Annotated in this window: 14 protein-coding genes; 8 read left to right on the forward strand and 6 right to left on the reverse strand. The window is 73.8% G+C overall.

All coding sequences use genetic code 11. From position 1 onward, the window contains the following. Nucleotides 1–57: 57 nt before the first annotated feature. On the reverse strand, nucleotides 58–456 hold the full coding sequence (locus O7603_RS09215) for an NUDIX domain-containing protein (RefSeq protein WP_281575273.1): 399 nt from the start codon (nucleotides 454–456) through the stop codon (nucleotides 58–60). 110 nt (nucleotides 457–566) lie between these two features. On the opposite strand from O7603_RS09215, the gene O7603_RS09220 reads away from it, so the two are divergent. Next, nucleotides 567–956 (forward strand): hypothetical protein, encoded by a 390-nt coding sequence (locus O7603_RS09220; protein ID WP_281575274.1) that lies wholly within the window; start codon nucleotides 567–569, stop codon nucleotides 954–956. 229 nt (nucleotides 957–1,185) lie between these two features. On the opposite strand, the gene O7603_RS09225 is transcribed toward O7603_RS09220, so the two are convergent. Genes O7603_RS09225 through O7603_RS09235 form a run of 3 tightly spaced genes read right to left on the reverse strand, consistent with a single transcriptional unit; the run spans nucleotide 1,186 to nucleotide 4,402 of the window. After that, the gene (locus O7603_RS09225; protein ID WP_281575275.1) at nucleotides 1,186–2,550 is read right to left on the reverse strand and encodes a hypothetical protein; all 1,365 of its coding nucleotides are present in this window, start codon (nucleotides 2,548–2,550) and stop codon (nucleotides 1,186–1,188) included. Then, the gene (locus tag O7603_RS09230) at nucleotides 2,547–3,365 is read right to left on the reverse strand and encodes a sugar phosphate isomerase/epimerase family protein (protein ID WP_281575276.1); all 819 of its coding nucleotides are present in this window, start codon (nucleotides 3,363–3,365) and stop codon (nucleotides 2,547–2,549) included. Before O7603_RS09230 ends, O7603_RS09225 begins: the two co-directional genes overlap by 4 nt. Then, nucleotides 3,362–4,402 (reverse strand): zinc-binding dehydrogenase, encoded by a 1,041-nt coding sequence (locus O7603_RS09235; protein ID WP_281575277.1) that lies wholly within the window; start codon nucleotides 4,400–4,402, stop codon nucleotides 3,362–3,364. The genes O7603_RS09230 and O7603_RS09235 overlap by 4 nt, the downstream gene beginning before the upstream one ends. A 117-nt stretch (nucleotides 4,403–4,519) precedes the next feature. On the opposite strand from O7603_RS09235, the gene O7603_RS09240 reads away from it, so the two are divergent. The 6 genes from O7603_RS09240 to O7603_RS09265 all read left to right on the forward strand — a co-directional run bounded on the left by O7603_RS09240 (nucleotide 4,520) and on the right by O7603_RS09265 (nucleotide 10,146). Further along, nucleotides 4,520–5,914, forward strand: coding sequence for an extracellular solute-binding protein (locus tag O7603_RS09240; RefSeq protein WP_281575278.1), 1,395 nt, complete (start codon nucleotides 4,520–4,522; stop codon nucleotides 5,912–5,914). After that, nucleotides 5,911–6,870 (forward strand): sugar ABC transporter permease, encoded by a 960-nt coding sequence (locus O7603_RS09245; protein ID WP_281575279.1) that lies wholly within the window; start codon nucleotides 5,911–5,913, stop codon nucleotides 6,868–6,870. Before O7603_RS09240 ends, O7603_RS09245 begins: the two co-directional genes overlap by 4 nt. Then, entirely contained in the window at nucleotides 6,870–7,736 is an 867-nt protein-coding gene (locus O7603_RS09250; RefSeq protein ID WP_281575280.1) for a carbohydrate ABC transporter permease, read from the forward strand. The genes O7603_RS09245 and O7603_RS09250 overlap by 1 nt, the downstream gene beginning before the upstream one ends. A gap of 199 nt (nucleotides 7,737–7,935) precedes the next feature. Beyond that, the gene (locus tag O7603_RS09255; protein ID WP_281575281.1) at nucleotides 7,936–8,550 is read left to right on the forward strand and encodes a methyltransferase domain-containing protein; all 615 of its coding nucleotides are present in this window, start codon (nucleotides 7,936–7,938) and stop codon (nucleotides 8,548–8,550) included. Nucleotides 8,551–8,580: 30 nt separating this feature from the next. After that, nucleotides 8,581–9,228 carry a class I SAM-dependent methyltransferase gene (locus O7603_RS09260; protein WP_281575282.1) on the forward strand — a complete coding sequence of 216 codons (648 nt, stop codon included), beginning with the start codon at nucleotides 8,581–8,583 and terminating at the stop codon, nucleotides 9,226–9,228. 201 nt (nucleotides 9,229–9,429) lie between these two features. Further along, the gene (locus O7603_RS09265) at nucleotides 9,430–10,146 is read left to right on the forward strand and encodes a spermidine synthase (RefSeq protein ID WP_281575283.1); all 717 of its coding nucleotides are present in this window, start codon (nucleotides 9,430–9,432) and stop codon (nucleotides 10,144–10,146) included. 79 nt (nucleotides 10,147–10,225) lie between these two features. Here the strand turns inward: O7603_RS09265 and O7603_RS09270 are convergent, their stop codons facing one another. Together O7603_RS09270 and O7603_RS09275 are read right to left on the reverse strand one after the other, a co-directional pair. Then, nucleotides 10,226–12,046, reverse strand: a complete 1,821-nt coding sequence (locus O7603_RS09270; RefSeq protein ID WP_281575284.1) for an acyl-CoA dehydrogenase — start codon at nucleotides 12,044–12,046, stop codon at nucleotides 10,226–10,228. A 50-nt stretch (nucleotides 12,047–12,096) separates the two neighbouring features. Next, complete coding sequence (locus tag O7603_RS09275) at nucleotides 12,097–13,626, reverse strand: ATP-binding protein (protein WP_281575285.1); 1,530 nt, start codon at nucleotides 13,624–13,626, stop codon at nucleotides 12,097–12,099. Nucleotides 13,627–13,751: 125 nt separating this feature from the next. On the opposite strand from O7603_RS09275, the gene O7603_RS09280 reads away from it, so the two are divergent. Next, nucleotides 13,752–14,153, forward strand: coding sequence for a hypothetical protein (locus O7603_RS09280; RefSeq protein WP_281575286.1), 402 nt, complete (start codon nucleotides 13,752–13,754; stop codon nucleotides 14,151–14,153).

Consider the following 14,153-nt stretch of genomic DNA (forward strand, 5'->3'; position numbering starts at 1 on the left):
CGCCCGGCCACCGGATTGCGGCCGGGATCGGCGCCCGGGCGGCCGGCCGGGGCCGAATCAGCGCAGCAGGTCCGCCGCGCGCAGGTAATCGAAGATGATCTGGTCCACGGCGGAGACGCGGTGCCGGTCGGCGTAGCCCAGCCAGGCCGCCTCGGCGATCTCCGCCGCCGGCCGCAGCGTGCCCCGATACCCGGCGCGGTAGCAGGTCATCCGCACCGTCACGCCCGCGGCGTGCCCGTGCGCCGGCGCGCTGAACGTGCCGACGTGCACGGCGCTCTCCGCGTCCACCTCGACGCTCAACTCCTCAGCGATCTCCCGGCGCAGAGTGTCCCGGTCCGCCTCTCCCGGCTCCCGCTTGCCGCCGGGCAGGTACCACACGTCCCTACCCCGCGAACGGGTGCTCAGGATCCGCCCGTCGGCCAGCAGGATCCACGCCACCTTGTCGATCTCGGCCATCACACCCCCGTTCGGCTGCGGCCGACCACTCTAGACCCCGGGCCGGTTTCCCGACCGTCCGGTCCGGGGCATCCCCCTTTCGCGAGGCCGGCGGATCGAGGGGAGTCGACATGGGATGGCTGCGCGACCGGTTCGGTCGGCACGAGCCACCGGGGGACGTGGCGGAGCGGTTGACCGGGTGGAGCTTCTTCCGGGTGAGCGGCGAACGGGTTCCGGTGACCGATCGGGAAACCGTCCAACGGTGGTTGCGGGACCTCGACCCGTACCAGGACCAGCAGGTGCACGTCCGCCGGCCGTGGGGCGTCGTCGCCGCCGTCACCGACCGCCGGTATCCCGTCGGCGTCGTGATGGCCGACACCGAGGACCGCAGCTGGGCCGCCTACCCACCGGGCGGGGACGAGCACGCGGAGCTGACACCGGAGCAGGTCGAGCACGTGATGCTCGACGCGCTGACCTCGGCGCAGCGGCCCGCCTGGCCGGACTGGCGGCGACTCGACTAAGGCGGCGCCGCCGACCGGTCCGGTGTCCACTGTGCGACACGGCGTCAGGACGACGCGACGGACGACCGATGAGAGGCCGAAAATGATCAGCCGGGCCGCGCGTTCGGCCCACGATAACCGCCGGGCGGGCGGAAGCACTGGGGGCTGCCGCCCGCCCGGTGTCGCCGGCCGGACTCGGGGGGTCAGCCCGGGCCGGCTGGCCCGCGTCCCACGCCGGGCGGTGCGGCCTTCAGCCCGTGCCGGCCGGCTCGCGCTCCTCGGCCAGCAGGTCGAGCAGGAGCGAGGCGGTCCAGCCGAACGAGGGTGAGCCGAGCCCGGCGCCGGTGTCCGGGTGGAAGTACTCGTGGCAGCCGGCGGTGGCGACCAGACCGACCATCGAGCGGCGCAGCCCGGCGGCGAGGTCGGCCCGGTCGTGGGTGAGCAGCCCGTACCGCACCAGCCAGTTCACGTTCATCCAGCTCGGACCGCGCCAGTAGCGCAGCGGTTCGAAGTCCGGCGCGGTCCGGTCGTAGCTGGGCAGCGGACGGTCCATCCGGCGGGCCAGCCCGAACCGCGCCGAACAGGCCTCGGCGACGACCGCGTCCACCTGCGCCGCCGGCAGGTCGGGCAGGATCAGCGGCGCGAGGCCGAGCACCGTCCGGGCGGGCACCAGGCGGCCGGTCCGCAGGTCCCGCGGCTGGAACGTGCCGGTGCCTGGGTCGTACAGCCGGAGGACCAGCGCCTCGGTGATCCGGGCCGCCCGCTCCCGGTGCGGGCCGGGATCCCCACCGACCAGCGGCGCGATCCGGGCCAGCGCGTGCTCGGCGGCCCCGGCGGCGGCGTTGAACAGCGGGCACTCCACCAGGAACGGATGCCACCGCGCGAGCCCGTCGTCCCGGTAGCCGTGCTCCCGGTAGGAGGCGACGATCGCGACGTAGCGCGCGTAGTCCAGGTCCGTCGGGCGGTGCGCGGCGTGGACGTGGGCGGTGTCGTGCCGACGGTACGCCCGCATCACCGCCGGGTCACCGGGCACCGCGTCCATCGGGGCGTCCCAGGCCGGGCTGTTGTCCAGACCGGACTCCCACGGGTGCACGACGCAGGCCAGCCCGTCGCCGCCCACGTCCCGACGGGTGGCGAGGTAGCGCTGCTGCGCCACCAGCCGGGGGTAGAGCCGACGCAACGCGGCGAGGGCGGCCTCGGAGGGCGCCGCCCCGTACGCCAGCCAGGCGGCGAGCGCGTGCACCGGCGGCTGGATCAGTCCCGAGGTCGGCGCGGCCGGCGCGCCGTCGGCCCGGGCCGAGCCCCAGAACTCCGGGCCGGGGAAGTACGCGCCCACCGGCAGCCGCGGATTGAACACGATGTGCGGGACCCGGCCGTCGGCCCACTGGGCCCGGAACAGGCTCGCCAGCTCCCGCCAGGCGCGCGCGGGCCGGACGTGCGCCAGCCCGACCGCGATGAACGCCGAGTCCCAGCTCCACTGGTGCGGGTAGAGGGTGCGCGACGGCACCGTGTGGTCGTGCTCCCAGTTGGCGTCCAGCGTGGCCACGGCGAGCCGGTGCAGCTCCTCTTCGCCGCCCCCCGGCCCGTCCGTCGCCCCACTGACAACGGCACTCATGCCGCCGCCTGGCGGGGTTGGGCGTGCCGCAGCACCGTGGCGGCCTGCTGGAGCGCCCGGACGGGGTCGCCGCGCAGCCGGCACTCCAGGGCCAACCAACCCCGATAGTCGATCTCCAGGAGTGTGCGGACCAGCGCCGGCCAGTCGAGGTGGCCGGCGCCGGGCTGGTAGCGGTTGGAGTCGCTGACCTGGACGTGCCCCAGGTACGGCGCGGCCCAGCGCAGCGCGCGGTGCACGTCGTCCTCCTCGATGTTCATGTGGAAGGTGTCGGCGACCACCCGCACCGAGGGCAACCCGACGGCGGCGCAGAGCGCGACGGCGTCGTCGAGCCGGTTGACCATGTGGTCCTCGTACCGGTTGAGCGGCTCCAGGAACAGGGTGACCCCCTCGGACCGGGCATGGTCGCCGAGGGCGCCGAGGGCGTCGACGAGGACCGCCCGGTCGCCGGCCGGCGGGCGGGGCGGCTCGAACGGCGGCAGCCGCCGGGAGAACATCCCCCACGACGCGGGAGTCATCGCGCCGACCCCGCCCAACTCGGCGATGACCGAGAGCTGGGAGCGCAGGTTGCGGACCGCGTCGGCCGACCGCGCCGGGTCGAAGTCGCCGATGAAGTGGTCCATCTCGACGCAGACGGTGGGCATCACCACGCCGGCGGCACGGGCCCGGCGCAGCTCGGGCAGTCGGCGGGCGAACGCGAGATCGCCACGCCCCCGCAGCTCGATCGCGTCGTAGCCGAGCGCGGTGGCGAGCGCGTACTTCTGGATCAGGTCGGTGCCCGGCAGGAGCTGCTCCTGACAGGCGATCGGAATGGTCATCGAAACCTCAGCACGACTTGGAGGACGTCACCGTCACCGCGGTCGAGCAACGCCAGCGCATCGGCCACCGCACTGGCGTCGACGACGTGACTCACCAGCGGCAGTGGGTCCACACTGCCCTCGGCCACCAGATCCATGAAGGTCTGCGCGACCCGGGCCCCGGTCCACCGGCCGGCCATGCCGGGCGCCGGAGTCGGCCCGGAGACCTGGGCCGCCACCAGCTGGATCCGGTTGTGGTGGAACTCCTCGCCGAGGCCGAGGGCCTCGGCCTGCCCCTGGTAGAAGCCGGCGGCCACGACGCGGCCGGCGTGGGTGGTGGCCCGGATCGCCTCGTGCAGCGCCGGGTACGCCCCGGACAGCTCGAGGCAGACGTCGGCGCCCCGGCCACCGGTGGCGCCGTGCAGCACGGCGGCGGCCGACTCGCGGCCCGCGTCGACGGCCGTCCGGGCGCCGTAGCGGGTGGCGTGGTCGAGCCGGCTGGCGACCCGGTCCACGGCCACCACCCGGGCCCCGGAGAGCACCGCGAGCCGGGTGGCGAGCAACCCGATCACGCCCTGCCCGAAGACACCGACCCAGTCGCCGAGGTGCAGGTCGCCGGCGAGCACCGCGGTCAGCGCGATGGCGCCGGGCCGCGCGAAGACCGCGGCGAGCGGATCGAGCGTGGGCGGCAGCGGCTGGACGGCGTCGGCCGGCACGACGGCCTCGGCGCGGTGCCCCCAGATGCCCCAGACGACCTGCCCCGGATGCCGGCCGATCACGTCGGGCGCGGCCTCGACGATCTCGCCGACCTCCTCGTAGCCGAAGCCGACCAGCGGGTAGGGCACCGGGGTCTGGCGTGGCACGAACATCCGGGCGGCGTCGTCCCAGTCCTTGCTCAGCCGCGGATTGCTGCCCCGGTAGAGGGTGAGCTCGGTGCCGGCGGAGATGCCGGAGTAGCAGGTGCGGACGCGCACCTGGCCGGGGCCGAGCGGGTCCGCGGGGCAGGGCTCCAGGCTGATCCGTCCAGGCCCGGCGAGAGAGACAACCCAGTTGACCATGAGTCACATCCCGGTAGCACCGGGTTCCATCCTAGAACAAAAAATCGGCATATGTCTTGTAATTGATCAATCGAAGGGGTTGAATCCCTCATGTACCCTTCGAGAGGAGTGCCGCCGATGTCATTCACTCCGATGCGGACGCTCGCCGTCACCCTGATCATGGCACTTGCCGGGGCCACCCTGCTGGCCTGCGGCGACGACGAGCCCGAGAACGACAGCAACCGGATCACCGTGTGGAGCCTGGAGGACGTCGCCGACCGGGTCACCGCCACCAAGGCGATCATCGCCGACTTCACCGCCAAGACCGGCGTCCAGGTCGAGCTGGTGACCGTCAACGAGGACCAGTTCCCGTCCCTCATCGCGTCCAGCGCCGCCGCCGGCGAGCTGCCCGACGTCGTCGGCTCGGTCTCGCTGGCCGGCATCCGCACCCTGGCCGGCAACGAGCTGCTGCACCCCGACGCCAACGGTCAGATCGTGGACAAGCTCGGCCGTCCGACCTTCTCCGCCCGGGCACTGGAGCTGACCAGCGAGGACGGCCGGCAGCTCTCCGTGCCCAGCGACGGGTGGGGCCAGCTACTCGTCTACCGCAAGGACCTCTTCGACGCCGCCGGCCTGCCCGCCCCCGACACGTACGAGAGGATCGCCACGGCCGCGGCCCGCCTGAACACCGGCGGCGTCGCCGGCATCACCGCCGCCACCGCGCCCGGCGACGTCTTCACCCAGCAGACCTTCGAGCACCTGGCGCTGGCGAACAACTGCCAGCTCACCGACGACTCCGGCGCGGTGAAGCTGGACTCCCCCGAGTGCGTCGAGGCGTTCCGCTTCTACGGCGACCTGATGCGCGACCACTCGGTCAAGGGCGCCCAGGACGTGGACACCACCCGCGCGACCTACTTCGCCGGCAAGGCGGCCATGCTGATCTGGTCGCCGTTCATCCTCGACGAGCTGGCCGGGCTGCGGAACGACGCCAAGCCCACCTGCCCGCAGTGCCAGACCGACCCGACCTTCCTCGCCAAGAACAGCGGGTTCGTCACCGCCATCAAGGGCCCGAACGGCGCCCAGCCGGCCCAGTACGGCGAGATCAGCTCCTGGGCGGTGCTGGACGGCGCCGCGGCCGACCCGGCGAAGAGCTTCGTGGAGTACATGCTCGGCGACGCCTACCCGCGCTGGTTCGGCATGTCCCCCGAGGGGCGGTTCCCGGTGCGCAAGGGCACCAGTGGCGAGCCGGAGAAGTTCCTCACCGCCTGGAACACCAGCCAGGCCGGGGTGGACACGAAGAAGCCGCTCGCCGAGGTCTACGGGGAGCCGGTGCTCGACACCCTGCGGTCCAGCCCGGACACGTTCCAGCGCTGGGGTCTCACCCAGGGCCAGGGGAAGCTGGTCGGCGCGATCCTGGGCGAGCTGCCGGTGCCCAAGGCGCTCGCCGACGTCGTCGGCGGCAAGTCCGACGCCGCGGCGGCCGCCGGCCGGGCGAAGAAGGACGTGGAGGCGATCAAGGCAGGCGTGAATTGACCACCACCGCACCGGGCACCGGCCGCTCCCCCACCCGGGAGCGGCCGGTCGAGGCCCGCCGCCGCCGACCGCTGACGCTGCGCCGCCGCGAGTCCCGGGCCGGGCTCGCGCTGGTCGCGCCGACGCTGCTGGTCGTGATCGCGGTGATCGGCATCCCGATCGTGTGGACGGTGGTGCTGGCCTTCCAGCGGGTCCGGCTGGCCACGCTGCGCCGCACCGGGCTCTTCGGCGAGTTCACCCTGGACAACATCTACCGGGTGCTGCACACCCCCGGCTTCGCCGACTCGCTGATCACCACGTTGATCTACAGCGTCGGCAGCACCCTCGGGTCGATCCTGCTCGGCCTGGTCGCGGCCCTGGTCGTCCGCAGCCCGTTCCGGGGGCGCACCCTGGTCCGGGCGTCGATGCTGCTGCCGTACGTGGCGCCGGTGGTCGCGATGACCTTCGTCTGGCAGGTGATGCTCGACCCGCAGCTCGGCATCGTCAACCACTGGGGGCAGCGGCTGCTCGGCTGGGACGCGCCGGTGCCGTTCCTCTCCCAGGAGTCCACCGCGCTCGCCACGGTGATCGCCTTCGAGGCGTGGCGGTACTTCCCGTTCGCGTTCCTGTTCCTGCTCGCCCGGCTCCAGGCGGTCCCCGGCGAGCTGGAGGAGGCCGCCCGGGTCGACGGGGCCACCCCCACCCAACGCTTCCGGCACATCCTGCTGCCCCAGCTGATGCCGGTCATCGCGCTGCTCGGCGTGCTGCGGTTCATCATGACGTTCAACAAGTTCGACGACGTCTACCTGCTCACCGGGGGCGCCGCCGGCACCGAGGTGGTCAGCGTCCGGGTCTACGAGTTCCTCACCGCGCGCACCGACATCGGCGCGGCGGCCGCGCAGGCGGTCGTCCTGGCCGTGGTGCTCGTCGTGTTCGTGCTGATCTATCTGCGCTTCTTCGCACGGAGGGTGGGCTGATGGACCGCGACCGCGTCGAGACGGTGAGCCTGCGCTGGCTGCGCCGCCTGGTGATCGCCGGGTTCCTGCTGGTCACCGTCTTCCCCTTCTACTACATGCTGGTGCTCTCGGTCCGCCCGATCGAACGGCTGCTGCTCGACCCCGGCGCGCTGGTGGTCGGTCTCGGCGAGCTGACCGTGGCCACGTACGCCGAGGTCCTGAAGGCCACCGACGACGGCGGCCAGGGCTTCCTCACCTTCATCCGCAACAGTGGGCTGGTCGCCCTCGCGGCGACCCTGCTCACCCTGGTGGTGTCGATCCCCGGCGCGTACGCGGTCTCCCGGCTGCGCTTCTTCGGTCGGCGCCAGGTGGACTTCCTGTTCCTGGCGGTCTACCTCTTCCCGTCGATCGTGATCGCGATCCCGCTCTTCGTGGTCTTCACGCGGGCGGGGCTGCGCGGCTCGCTCATCGGGCTGGTGCTGGTCTACATCTCGCAGACCCTGCCGGTCTCGGTGTACATGCTCAAGAACTACTTCGAGACCATCCCGCTCAGCCTGGAGGAGTCCGCCGCCATCGACGGCGCCGGCCGGCTCGGCATCATCCGCCGGGTCAGCCTGCCGCTCGCCGCCCCGTCGATCATGGCAGTCGCCCTCTACGACTTCATGATCGCCTGGAACGAGTTCCTGTTCGCCCTGCTCTTCCTCGTCGACAAGCCCAACCGCTGGACGGTGTCGCTCGGGCTGGCTCAGCTCGCCGACGGGGTCGAGGTGCCCAAGACGGTCCTGATGGCCGGCTCGGTCATCCTCACCCTCCCCATCGTGCTGCTCTTCTTCGCCGGCGAACGGCTGCTCACCGAGGGCCTGACCAGCGGCGCGGAGAAGGGCTGACCGCCGGAGCCGTGACGACGGGGGCCGGCCGGGCGGCCGGCCCCGACCGGCCGGGTCCCACGCGGCGCGCCCCGGACGCCGTACGATCGGGACCAGCCTTTTCCGGCGGTCACGGGGGACCGACCGGCCCGCCCCACCCGGGGCCGGGCCGGCGACACGCACACCCTCCGCACACCGAAGCAGGCGAAGGAGCCGGCAGATGAGTCGGGCAGGCCAGGACAATCCCACGGAGACCGCGGGCGAGGAGTACACCCGGCGGCTGCAACGGCTCGGCGGCGCGCGCTGGAAGCGGATGCTCGACGTGCAGGCGCCCTACCGGTGGAACCTGCGCCGGCTGCACCTCGGCCGGACGCTGGACGTCGGCTCCGGCCTCGGTCGCAACCTCGCGAACCTCGACGGCAACGGCGTCGGGGTGGACCACAACCCGACGTCGGTGGCGCACAGCCGGGCGGCCGGGTTCGAGGCGTACACGGTCGAGGAGTTCCTCCGGTCCGCGCACGCCCGGCCCGACGCGTTCGACTCGCTGCTCGCCGCGCACCTGCTCGAGCACCTGCCGGCCGACGAGGCCCACGCGGTGATCGCGTCGTACCTGCCGTTCGTCCGGTCCGGCGGCACGGCGGTGTTCATCACGCCGCAGGAGCGGGGCTACCGCAGCGACGCGTCACACGTGCGCTTCGTGGGCTTCCCCGAAGCCGCCGCGGCCTGCCACGAACTCGGCCTGACCGTGCTGCGGCAATACTCGTTCCCGTTCCCCCGCGCCCTCGGGCGCGTCTTCACCTACAACGAGTTCGTGACGGTGGCCCGACTGCCCTGACCATCCGGCCGCCCTGGCTACGGTGGGGGCATGGGCAATCCGACCCGCTGGGCCACCGACACCGGGCCCGAGCACTCGCAGTGGTACATCGACCGGTTCCGCCGGCTCGCGGCCGAGGGGGTGGACCTCGCCGGCGAGGCTCGCCTGGTCGACGCGCTGGTCCCGCCCGCCTCGCGGATCCTCGATGCGGGGTCGGGCACCGGGCGGGTGGGTGCCGCCCTGGCCGCGCGGGGTCACACGGTGGTCGGCGTGGACGCCGATCCGGCGCTGGTGGACGCGGCCCGCACCGACCATCCCGGCCCGCGCTGGCTGGTCGCCGACCTGGCGGAACTGGACCTGCCGGCGGCCGGCGAGGCGGAGCCGTTCGACGCGGCAGTGCTGGCCGGCAACGTGCTGGCCTTCGTCGCGGTCGGCACGGAGCCGGAGGTGCTGCGCCGGCTCGCCGCGCACCTGCGCCCGGACGGCGTGCTGGCAGTCGGCTTCGGCACCGACCGGGGCTACCCGCTGACCGCGTTCGACGCCGACGCGGTCGCCGCCGGGCTGCGCCTGGAGCACCGCTTCGCGACCTGGGACCTGCGTCCCTGGCGGGACGACGCCGACTTCGCCGTCACCCTGCTGCGCCGCCCGGCCGACCGACACCGGCACCAACCAGCCGCCGACACCACAAGCCGGCCGTAGTCCGGCGCGGGCCGGCTCAGCCAGGGGCGGCGACGGCCCGCGCCGCCGGCGGGTCGAGCGTCGCGCCGGCGGGCACCAGGCTCACGAGGCCGGCCGGCAACCGGGCTGGCCGCACGTCGCGGTAGCCGAGCACGCCGGCCGGGCTGTGACGGCAGCCCCGGTAGCATCCCGGAACGTAACCGGCGGAAAGAGGGCACCGACGTGGGCGCGCGCTTCGAGGAACTGGCCTGGCGGGAGACCCCGATCGGCGTCATCAGCCTGCGCCGGCGGCGCGACCCCGCGCTTGAGGTCGAGGTGTACGAGGTCAAGCTCGACGACGAGTTCCTGATGTCCAGCCTCTTCCCGGTCGCGGAGATCGAGCTGGCCCGGCTGGGCCTGGCCCCGCTCGGCGGGGAACGCCTCGAGGTGGTCGTCGGCGGCCTCGGCCTCGGCTACACCGCCCGCACCGCCCTCGACGACCAGCGGGTCGGCTCGCTGCTGGTGGTCGAGGCGATCGAGGACGTGATCGACTGGCACCGTCGCGGCCTGCTGCCGTTCGCGGCCGGGCTGGCGGACGACCCGCGGACCCGGTTCGTCCACGCCGACTTCTTCGCCGCCGCCGGCGGTGCCGGGTTCGACCCGGAGCAGCCCGACCGCCGCTTCCACGCCGTGCTGCTGGACGTGGACCACTCCCCCCGGCACGTGCTGCACCCGAGCCACGCCGCCTTCTACACACCGGAAGGGCTGCGCCGGCTCGCCGACCACCTGCACCCCGGCGGGGTGTTCGCCCTGTGGTCGGACGACCCGCCGGACCCGGAATTCGAGGCGGTCCTCGCCGCGGTGTTCGCCACCTCCGGGGCGCACGTCGTCCCGTTTCCCAACCCGCTGACCGGTGGGGAGTCGGCGAACACCGTCTACGTCGCGCAACGGGCCCCCTGAACGCCCGGGGCCGGACAACGCCCCAGGTCAGGCGTGATACGCGGAGCACCGGGACGCCGCCCGGCGACGCGGGCGGCGGTCAGAACCAGTCGTCGCGCATCTCCAGCGTCGTGCGGTCGAGGCTGGCCAACAGGTCGAACTGCGGGACGGTGCGGGGCAGCTCGTACCGGAAGAAGTAGCGGGCCGCCTGCCGCTTGCCGGCATGCAGGTCGGCGTCCGCGCCGGTGTCGCCCGCTTCCGCCGCGGCGTCCACGGCGAGCACCTGCTCCAGCCACATCCAGGCGATGACCACGTGGCCGACGGCCTCCAGGTACAGGCTGGCGTTGGCCAGCGCGACCTCCGGGTCGCCGCCGGCCCACAGCCGGCGGGTGACCGTGGAGATCCGGTCGACCGCCGCGCCGAGCGGCCCCGCCAGCTCCGCGGTCTCCCCACCGGCCTGCCGGGCCCGGTGGACCGTGGCGCTGATCGTGTCGGCCAGCACCGCCAGGCCCGCCCCCTCGCCCATGGTGACCTTGCGGCCGAGCAGGTCCAACGCCTGGATGCCGTGGGTGCCCTCGTGGATCGGGTTGAGCCGGTTGTCCCGCCAGTGCTGTTCGACGTCGTGGTCGCGGGTGTAGCCGGCGCCACCGTGCACCTGGATCGCCAGGTCGTTGGCGGCCAGGCACCACTGCGACGGCCAGCTCTTCGCGATCGGGGTGAGCACGTCCAGCAGCAGGCGCGCCCGGTCGCGGCCGACCCGGTCCGGTGCCGTCCGCTCCTCGTCGAGCAGCCGTCCGCAGTAGAGCACCAGCGCCAGCGCGCCCTCCACGTAGCTCTTCTGCGCCAGCAGCATCCGCCGGACGTCGGGATGCGCGACGATCGGCACCTGCGGCGCGGTGGGGTCCTTGGCGGTGAGCGGGCGGCCCTGTGGCCGCTGCCGGGCGTACGCCAGGGACTTGAGGTAGCCGGTGTAGCCGAGCGCGGTGGCGCCGGCGCCGACCCCGATGCGCGCCTCGTTCATCATGTGGAACATCTGGGCCAACCCCTGGTGCGGCTCGCCGACGAGGTAACCGACGGCGCCGGGCCGACCGTCGGGGCGGTGCCCGCCGTCGCCGAAGCTGAGCAGGGTGTTGGTGGTGCCGCGGTAGCCCATCTTGTGGTTGAGGCCGACCAGCACGACGTCGTTGCGCCCGCCGAGCGCGCCGTCCGCGCCGACCAGCACCTTCGGCACGATGAACAGCGAGATGCCCTTCACCCCGGGCGGCCCGCCGGGGATCCTCGCCAGCACCAGGTGGACGATGTTCTCGGCCAGCTCGTGGTCCCCACCGGAGATCCACATCTTGGTGCCGTGCAGCCGGTAGGTGCCGTCGTCCTGCGGCTCGGCGCGGGTGGTGATGTCCGCCAGCGAGCTGCCGGCCTGCGGCTCGGAGAGGCACATGGTGCCGAAGAAGCGGCCCTCCACCATCGGGCGTACCCAGGTGTCGACCTGTTCCGGGCTGCCGTGTGCCAGCAGCAGGTTGGCGTTGCCGAGGGTCAGGAACGGGTACGCCGAGGTGCCCACGTTCGCCGCCTGGAACCAGGCGAAGCAGGCCGCGGCGACGGCGTGCGGCAGCTGCATCCCGCCGACCGAGGCGTCCAGGGTGGACGCCAGCAGCCCGGTGCCGGCGAACACGTCCAGCGCCGCCTTCACCTCCGGGATCGTCCGGACCCGGTCGCCGTCGACGGTGGGCTCGGCGAGATCGGCGGCCCGGTTGTGCGGGGCGAAGTGCGCGGTGGCCACCCGTTCGGCGAGGTCCAGCACCGCGTCGAAGGTCTCCTGGGAGTGCTCGGCGTAGCGGGGCCGCTCGGTCAACCGGGCGATGTCCAGCCAGTCGTACAGCAGGAACCGCAGGTCACGGCGGGAGAGCAGGGTGGACGGCACGGGTCTCCTCTCGTCAGCCACGCGGCCGGCGCGCCCCGGCCGGCGGGCGGTCAGCCGCGGCGTAGCCCGGCGATCGCCTCCCGCAGGTCATCCTGGCTGATCGGGCCGACCGGCGCACCACCGGTCGCCTCGCGCATCGCCTTCGCGAGTTGCACCCGGCGCAGCACCTCGCGGAGGTCCGCGCCGGTCAGCCCGGGGCTGAGGGCGGCCAGCCCGGCCGGGTCGACGTCGTCGGCGAACATCCGGAAGGCGGTGGACTCGTGGCGGTCGACGAGTTCCCGGATCATCTTGGTGATGATCTCGCCGCGACCGGCCTCGTCCGGCGGCGGGATCGACAACTTGACGTCGAACCGGCCGGAGCGGATCAGCGAGGCGTCCACACGCTGCGGGAAGTTCGTGGTGGCCACCACGATGACGTTCGGGTTCTCCTCGATCAGCGTGTTCATCTCCTGCTTGAAGATCCCGGCCACCGCGTTCACCGCCTGGCTCGCGGCGTCGCCGCCGGCTCCGGCGTAGCTGATGATGCTGTCGAACTCGTCGAAGAGCAGCACGGTCGGCCCGCGGTACCGGCGCGCCTCGCGGAAGATCTGCTTGATGTTCCGCTCGGAACCGCCGAGCCACTTGTCCAGGATCTCCGGGGTGCGGATCTCCCGGAACTCCGCGCCGATCTCGTTGGCCAGGGCCCGGGCCAGCATGGTCTTGCCGGTGCCCGGCGGGCCGTACAGCAGGATGCCCTGCGGCCGGCGGGCCCCCCAGCGTGCCATCACCTGGGGATGGCGGAACGAGATCGCGATCTCCCGGAACCGGGCGACCACCTCGTCGAGGCCGCCGACCTGGTCGAGGGTGACCGACTCGCTGGGCGGCGCCGGGCGCGCCGGCGTCGGGCCGGTCGGGCGGGCGAGCACGTACGTCCCGCCGCGCAGCACCCGGGGCTCCGGGTCGTCGCCGGCGATCTCGCGGACGACCTGGAGGACCACCGTGACCAGGGCCCGCACGTGCGCCGGGGTGACCGCCCCGGCGGGCGTCTCGGCGCGTACGGTGACGAGCCGGCCGCCGCCGACGGCCGGCTCGTCGGTGATCTCCGGGTCGAGCCCCAGCTCGACGGCCGCGCGCAGCACCGCCACGCCGGCCGGGTCGCCGACCGGCGGCCGCTCGGCCACCACCGCGGGAGCCGGACGGTCCAGGCCGAGCCGGCGGGACGCCTCGGCCGCCACCCGCCCGGCCCGGGCGGCCAGCGGCCCGACCGGTACGCCGGTCGCGGCGAGTCGGCGCACGAGCAGCACGCCGGCGGGGCCGGCAGCGCCGACCGCGAGCCAGCGCAGCGGGTTGTCGGCGCGTCCGGCCGGGGTGGTGCGGATCGTGGCGGCCAGCCGGCAGGTCGGCGTCCCGGCGGCGGTGGTCGTGGTCAGGGTGAGCTGGACCTGGTCGACCGGTGCGGGGAACGGGCCGTCCAGCCGCAGCGTGACCGGCCCGGTGCGCGCCAGCGCGAGGAGCGCGTCGGGGTCGACGATGGTGAGCCGGCAGCCGAAGAGCTCGACGGTGTCGGCGACCGGCCGCAGGCGGTGCTCCGGGTCCGGCATGGCACCCCCGTTTCTTGAACGGCGCTGATCAGCTGAAGTCTGGCACCTGCCCGGGGCACCCGCCACCGGACGGCCGCCGCCTCCGGCGGCGCGGGTGCGTGGCGGACGGTGGCAGGATCGGCCACGTGGACCGTCGAGGTGTGCCGGCGCTCGCGCTGGGATTCGCGGCCGGGCTGCTGGCCGGCTGCACATCGCCGCCGTACCCGCTGCCGGACCGGGCGGCGGCCGACGTGCGGGCCGAGGAGGAGCGGCTGGCCGGCCTGCTGCCCCGGCCGCTGCTCGACGGCCCCGGCACCTGCCGGGTGCGTCTGCTCGGGCGGGACGGCGCCGTCTCGTACGCCTGGGCTCACTGCACCGGCCCGGCGGGGGCCGGCGGCGCGGCCGGTGTCTCGGTGCCGGTCCGGGTGGAGGGTGACGCGGTGGGCGTGCCGGAGGACGGCGCCGGCTATCCCGAGAGCGTGCGCCGGCTGTTCCCGCACGACCTGGCCGAGGCCGTCCTGGACGACCCGGACCGGCTGCGCCCCTGA

It is taken from the genome of Micromonospora sp. WMMD812, assembly GCF_027497215.1.
In the GTDB taxonomy this organism is placed as follows: domain Bacteria; phylum Actinomycetota; class Actinomycetes; order Mycobacteriales; family Micromonosporaceae; genus Micromonospora.

Bases quoted from the DNA above. Each gene is read 5' to 3' on its own strand.
- O7603_RS09215 (WP_281575273.1), bottom strand. From the start codon at position 456: ATGGCCGAGATCGACAAGGTGGCGTGGATCCTGCTGGCCGACGGGCGG.
- O7603_RS09220 (WP_281575274.1), top strand. From the start codon at position 567: ATGGGATGGCTGCGCGACCGGTTCGGTCGGCACGAGCCACCGGGGGAC.
- O7603_RS09225 (WP_281575275.1), bottom strand. From the start codon at position 2,550: ATGAGTGCCGTTGTCAGTGGGGCGACGGACGGGCCGGGGGGCGGCGAA.
- O7603_RS09230 (WP_281575276.1), bottom strand. From the start codon at position 3,365: ATGACCATTCCGATCGCCTGTCAGGAGCAGCTCCTGCCGGGCACCGAC.
- O7603_RS09235 (WP_281575277.1), bottom strand. From the start codon at position 4,402: ATGGTCAACTGGGTTGTCTCTCTCGCCGGGCCTGGACGGATCAGCCTG.
- O7603_RS09240 (WP_281575278.1), top strand. From the start codon at position 4,520: ATGTCATTCACTCCGATGCGGACGCTCGCCGTCACCCTGATCATGGCA.
- O7603_RS09250 (WP_281575280.1), top strand. From the start codon at position 6,870: ATGGACCGCGACCGCGTCGAGACGGTGAGCCTGCGCTGGCTGCGCCGC.
- O7603_RS09255 (WP_281575281.1), top strand. From the start codon at position 7,936: ATGAGTCGGGCAGGCCAGGACAATCCCACGGAGACCGCGGGCGAGGAG.
- O7603_RS09260 (WP_281575282.1), top strand. From the start codon at position 8,581: ATGGGCAATCCGACCCGCTGGGCCACCGACACCGGGCCCGAGCACTCG.
- O7603_RS09275 (WP_281575285.1), bottom strand. From the start codon at position 13,626: ATGCCGGACCCGGAGCACCGCCTGCGGCCGGTCGCCGACACCGTCGAG.